Source organism: Kitasatospora sp. NE20-6, from assembly GCF_045862635.1.
On sequence record NZ_BPRL01000041.1, the window covers coordinates 97,992 to 104,091 of the forward strand.

Genomic DNA, 6,100 nt, shown 5'->3' on the forward strand with positions numbered 1-6,100 from the left:
CGCGATCTGAGCCGCTGGGCCGCCCGCCGCGCCCACATCCAGCAAGCCCTCGCCTCGGCCCCAATCCAGGGGACGAGCGAAGCGCCCGTCACCGTACCACCCTCACCATCCCGCCCCCGCCGGCGGTGACCGCCGCCCGGGTCCTGGCCCGGCACACCACTGAACACCAAGGCCAGCCCTGCGGACCCGACCCTCCGGTGAGCGGGCCGAACAACGGCGATGGGCCGTACCCCGGAAGGGGTACGGCCCATCGCCATTGACGAACTACGCGGCAGCGGCGTAGCTCGTGCGCAGCAGCGCCATCGACCGATCGAGGTCCTCCACAGATCCGATCCGGACCTCCAGCCCGCCCGTTCCGAGGTGCCCGATTCTCCGGACGTCCCGGGTCCAGCCCGGGACCAGCTTGACCGTCGTCGGGTCGACGCGCAGGAAGACGACCAGGGCCTGCGCCTGCGCCAGCACCCGGACTCAGGCGAAGTTCCGCCGACGGCGGTAGGCAACGTAGTGCTGCAGCGGCACCGAGTGGCCCTCGCCCAGGTCCAGCAGACGCGCGTCAAGCTCCTCGTACAGCCCGCGGATCTCGCTGCTCGCCTGCGCGAGCACGTCGGTGACCGTCCGACGGTTGACCGAGACCGGCCGCGCAAGCTCCGGCCGCCGACCCGAGAGGGCGCCGCACCCGCCGGCGACCGACGCCGCCAGCTCCAGCGTCACCAGGTCGTCCGCGTAGCGCCGGTAGACCACCATGTCGATCCGGTGGTGGGACATCCCGGCCGCCGCCAGGTCGTACCGGGTGAAGTCCGCCGCGGTGCACACCACCCGCGGGTTGCTCCAGTCCACGTGCTCCGCGGCGGTGGCGCCGAGCCGCTGCTCGACGAGCGCCTCGAACTCGGCGCGGTTCTCCACCAGCCACGCCAGGTAGAAAACAGCCCCTGTGCGAGGACCGACTCGCTGCGCTGGCGCTTGTACTCGATCAGCACCGGGCTGCCGTCCTCGTCCAGACCGAGGCTGTCGATCCGGCCCCGGTGCACCGGACCGGTGGAGTACTTGCTAGCCAGGAAGCGGACGCCGCCCAGCATCTCCTCCATGTTCGCCTCGACGAGAGCCTGGAGTTGACGCTCCAGCTCCACGGTGCCGCCCTCGACACGACGAACATCCCCATCAGAAACGCGGAACACCTGCAGACTCGCCACGTACCCCCCAACACACCATCCGCCGGACCGCCCGGGGATGAGCCGGACAACATATATGCCGGAAGCAGGACAATCTAGTGCTTGTTGCGTTTATCGCACTTTGCGTCAGCAGGGAATAGAGGGAAAGGCCGGTGGGCGCTGTTCTCGACGTGCCGGCTCTACTGGGGCAGTTGCGGCACCGGCATCCCGGTAGCTGCCCCGATTCCGGTGAGGACCATGTTCTGTGCCACGGGGTTCGTCGCCACGCTCTGGACTACCGAGCCCACGCGCTGCAGGAACGTGCTGACGCGGCCCTGGTTGGGGTTCCCCGTCGCGACCTCGGCCTCAAGAGCCGTGACGTCGTCCTCGACAGCTGCCCGCTGCTCCTCCGGAAGTCCAAGCATCGGGATGCTGAAGCGGATCATACTGACGAGGGTGGCAAGGTCCTCGCCGCTGACGCCGTTGGCGGAGGAGTTGCTGGACTGGTGGTTGTTGTTTCCGAACGCGACGTTGTTGTTGTCGCCGGTGATCTGGAAGGTACTGGGCTGGGAGCGCTGCTCATTCAAGTAGGTCCTCACTGTCTGGCGGGACCGCGCGCAGTCCTCGCCGTCAGGGGTCAGGCGCAGGTGGATCCCGTCCGGAGGCCCGGAGAACTGTGTCGGGGCTTCCAGGAGACCGCGTCCTTCAAGGTAGCGCACGGCGTGGACCACCTCGTCCCACGTGACCTCAGTACCGCAGAACCACCAATCCGGTGACGCCGGCAGGCTCTGGATCGACGCTCCAGCCCCAGGACGCTGCTGGTTGTACGCCCAGCGCACCAGCGCGTCGTGGAGGTGGTGTTCGCGCTCTGCTCGATCCTGAGACCGGCTCCGCAGGTTCATCGCCTTCGTCCGGCCGACGGTAGTCAGCTTGACGATGTTCGGGCGGCCGTTCGCGCGGACCTGCACAGCGTCGACCTCGCGCCGGTCCACCAGCATCCTGAGAACCGACCAGCCGGATTCATCGCGCGCGTGCGCCTGGGGAACGAATCCGTCCGGCGAAAGCGCCTGGCCCACCTGCCCACCGGAACGGTCCAGCAACTGGAGAAGCATCAGGTCGGCTGCGACCTCGGCCAGTTCCTTCGGGATCGGCGCCGTGATCTTCAGCTGTCGCCGGTCAGCTGAATTCGGCGTCGCCGAGATCTCGAGTTCGGTGGGGGCCTCGTGCGCCTGCGTCCACGGTCCGGCGTGCTCGCTGATGAGCCGGGCCGTCACCTCGACATAGTTCTCCAGGGTGGTGACTCCCCGGTATCGCCCCAGGTCGCGGCTCAGGCCCCACCATCGGTTGCCGTTTGGCAGCTCGCCGGTGGAGTTGCGGGTCACCGGCTCGTTGCTCATCAGCTGCGGCAGTCGGGCCATCCAGCGGCCCAGTGGCTCGTGATCCCGTTGTGGAGCCAGCTCGGCTCGGATGTCCGTCGCGGTGATCCGGAACTCCTCCACCTCGTCCGGCGAGATCGGACGGCCGTGCCGGGCTGCGACAAGAGCGGTGAGAGTGTCAAGGAAGGGAGCGACAAAGTAGGGCTGAAGCTCAGGCAAGTGGAGAGCCCCGGCCAGGGTCACAGCGACTCGGTCGCTCCGGGAGACGTTGACCCCGTCGTGGTTGACCAGCCCGTACCAAGGTCCAGGGCGGTCGGCGCCGATCTGGGGAAGCGAGCGGAGCAGGCCAGGAGCGTCAAGGCCCCGGCGGTCGAGCACGGTGTCCACCCACTGCCAGGTAGGCCACTCGCCGCTGCTCAGGTATTGGTGGGCCATGGTGGTCAGCAGCAGCGCATGGTCACGGGACAACTCCGCGGTCAGCGGGGCACTGGCGGCTGAGGGCATGGGTTAGGGCCTCCGAGGGTGAACTGGGCGCGAGCCGCATTCTGGCAGACGGCCACGGAGGCGCGTGGGACAAGGAGGTGGCCCCCGGCCGCAGCGGGCGAACCTGTCGTCGGCAAGCGACCTCCGTCGACGGGGAGAACGGCGAGAGCAGAACAGCCAGTGGCGCAATGGGTGGGGGCGAAGACGAGGCGGCACTGATCCCGCTGCGAACAAGCCGCTGAACCAGTCGCCCTGCGCCCTCCACTGCGACACGGCGGCGGTGACCGTCGGGGCGTCGGGGTCGGCCGTCCCGTGCCGTGGAGCCAGCTCTGTGTGAGAACCCGTCGATGTTGCCCAGGACGTTGGCGGGTCTGCGAAACCCACGACGTCCTCGGACGCTTCGCACACTCGATCCCTGCCGCAGTCCTCCCTGCGCTCCGGAGCCCCTGGTCGGGATGCCCACCAAGTCGGACCATGCCCCTGATGGGGTCACTCCGAGTACGGCGCGAGGCGGGACACCCCAGCAACTACCAGTGCATCGATCACGCGTTGCCAGTCCGCTGTTATGTCTGTGGCTGCGACAGCTTGGCGCAGTTCGATCAGCCATGACGCGAGGAGAAATGTGCGAGTGGCTACCTCGGCCGGATTGGCGAGGACGAGTTCGGCCACCCACGGAATGCCTACACGTGCCTGATCGCCAGTCGGTAGGGGCCTGATGAATCCGATGAGCTGATCCACACATGCGGCCTGGCCTCGGGCCAGGGGCAGCCACTGGGCAACCGTGCTCTGCCAGGCCAGCGGCTCCCACCAGACGATGGGCTCGCCCTGAACCTCCCGATAGAGGTAAGCAACTTCGGGGGCAGGGTTGGGGAGCAACGATGCCAGAGCGGAGCGGTACGTGCGGTGCCCCGTGAATGGCGAGTGCCCTGCGTTCTGCAGGGCGATCACATGGGTGATGACTGTCGGCCAGATCCGGCGTGCGGTGGCTGCTCCTTCTGCAGACTCTTCGGCGGCGGCGGACAGCGCGTCGAGGAAGCTGGCGAGTAGCGGCGCATTGTCGGCATAGGCGTCGATGTGCTGGAAGAGAAGCGCGTCCTCGCCCGTGCTCGCCACTGCGAGCAATGCTCTCGCCGCGATCAGGGCGTGGGTGCCGCGGCTGTCCATGTCGGGTTCGGATGCGAGCAGCGACCTGCGGTGTGCTGCGAGAAGTACGGCAAGGAGTTCCCGCGCCGGGGTCGAGGCGCAGATTGATGCCGACGCTGCCGGGCCGAGAGCCCTGATCGCCGCATCGAGTCGGCCCGCATAGATCGATGTGTCGGTGGCCGCGGCCAGCGAGTCAGCGACCGGATCGTCGAGTGGGACGGCCTTCGGTCGACCGGACTCCTGGTCCCAGTCTCCGAGGAGGCAGTCGCGCATCGTCTCGATCGTCAGCTGGAACGCAGCTTCGTGATGGCGGCAGATGCCGTCTTCGGGTGCGCATGCGGCCCGCCACACATGGTCCATGCCACGAGCGAAGTGCAGGCGGACTTCGTGGGCAACGGAACGGGCCAACGTTCCTGCCGCGGCAGTGGCCCGATGGTATGTCGTGGAGCTGTCGTCGCCGTCGACCTGGGCGCGGAGCGGAGCAGCGGTTGGCAGGAGGAGGAGCGGGAGTGCCTGTGCGGCAACGCGGTCCGCGCCCTGTTCGAAGTATGTCTCCTCGTACTCGTATGGGCGTGGTGCTGCGGTGCCTTCGCCGATGCTTAGAAGGGTCTCTGCGGCGAGGCGCAGTGCGTCGGCGGGCAGGACGACGCCGTTCACGATGTGTGCCATGAGGGCTGCCGCGGCCACTGCGGCGGGTGCGTCCCAGTGGCCGCTGAGCGCGTGCTCTGGGGGGTTCTCGAGCAGCTCTCGGGCTACGTCCAGGTCGGCGGCCAGGTCCGCGGCGTCGACGGCGTCGTTCTTCCCGTTTTTGGGGTTGACGTAGTAGCGGACGTTCAGCCGCATGACTTCGTGCGTGCGGGCCGATTCGGCGTTCCTGGCCTGCAACGCTTCAACGACGTCGTCGGGGGGTGTGCTCTGGATCTCCAGGCCCCCTTCTACTTGTTGCGCCCGGTAGTTGCGGCGGTCGAGGTTGCTCGCCCAGCCGCGGACAGTGGCGAGCTGCTCCTGGATCTCCGTGTCGTCGGTGTCGCCGAACTCTTCCTCCATCAGTCGCCTGGCCGTCTCGATGAGTCCCTGCCCGAGCAGACGCAACTCGTCCGCGCGCTGGTTATCGGCTTGGAGGACCATCATCATGGCTGTCTCCCGCAGCGACCAGCCGCGGCGCTCTGGGGCGGTCACGCCGTCGGCGGCGGCCGCCAGGCCGCTCTGCTCGCTGACTACGCGGGTGAACTCGAGGTCCCAGATCAGCGGCTCGGTGAGGAAGCGGTCCAGCAAGCGGTCAGCGTGTTCCAGGTGACGGACAAGCAGGCCTACGACGAGGCCGAGCATCGCGAGGTTCTCGCAGTCCTCGAGCAGGATCGCGACCAGCGCGGCCAAGGGAACGTCCCCTTGCACCAGGTCGTCGCACACCCGCTCCAGGGCCTGCAGCGCGCTCATGCAGGGATAGGGGCCAACACCGGTCCCTCGGTACCAGAGCCAGACGTGCTCGTCTCCGACGTAGGTTCGCCGGGCCCCTGCGACATCGAGCTCCACGCCGTAGCTGTGGTTGTCGTCCTGGGGACTGCGCCGGTGGTCGAGGCATTCGAGGGTCCGTTCACGTTCCACTGCGGCATGGTTGAGCATGCGGTTGAGCACCGAGACGCCATTGCGGAAGTCGGATTGGAACAACGGCGTGAATGGGCCCCGGTACCAGGCCGCGAGAGGGGTCACGCCGAAGCGGCGGGCGTGGTGGCGCCGGATGCCGTCGTCGTGGAAACCCGTACCGTCCTCGTTCAGGTAGTAGGCCTCGGTCAGCTCTGCCAGGAATCCACGCCGGTAGGTTGCTAGTAGGGCTTGGTCAGGTCCGTATGGGTGTGGGTATGTCGCGGTGGCAGGTGGGGCAGGCGCCGGCCCAGGTGGCGAGGATCAACTGCAGCTCGCGGACGACCTGGTAGAGGCTCGGACCGCTGC

4 protein-coding genes are annotated in these 6,100 nt (G+C 67.9%); all 4 read right to left on the reverse strand.

Features of this window, described 5'->3' with window-relative positions; translation table 11 throughout:
* Positions 1–264 precede the first annotated feature (264 nt).
* Positions 265–462 (reverse strand): hypothetical protein, encoded by a 198-nt coding sequence (locus tag SNE206_RS26195; protein ID WP_407915951.1) that lies wholly within the window; start codon positions 460–462, stop codon positions 265–267.
* Between the two features lie 6 nt (positions 463–468).
* Positions 469–903 (reverse strand): hypothetical protein, encoded by a 435-nt coding sequence (locus tag SNE206_RS26200; protein ID WP_407915952.1) that lies wholly within the window; start codon positions 901–903, stop codon positions 469–471.
* A gap of 445 nt (positions 904–1,348) precedes the next feature.
* On the reverse strand, positions 1,349–3,028 hold the full coding sequence (locus SNE206_RS26205; protein ID WP_407915953.1) for a hypothetical protein: 1,680 nt from the start codon (positions 3,026–3,028) through the stop codon (positions 1,349–1,351).
* A 468-nt stretch (positions 3,029–3,496) separates the two neighbouring features.
* The gene (locus tag SNE206_RS26210; RefSeq protein WP_407915954.1) at positions 3,497–5,818 is read right to left on the reverse strand and encodes a hypothetical protein; all 2,322 of its coding nucleotides are present in this window, start codon (positions 5,816–5,818) and stop codon (positions 3,497–3,499) included.
* Positions 5,819–6,100: the final 282 nt, after the last annotated feature.

Coding starts and splice junctions, on each gene's coding strand:
- SNE206_RS26205 (WP_407915953.1), bottom strand. CDS start 3,028: ATGCCCTCAGCCGCCAGTGCCCCGCTGACCGCGGAGTTGTCCCGTGAC.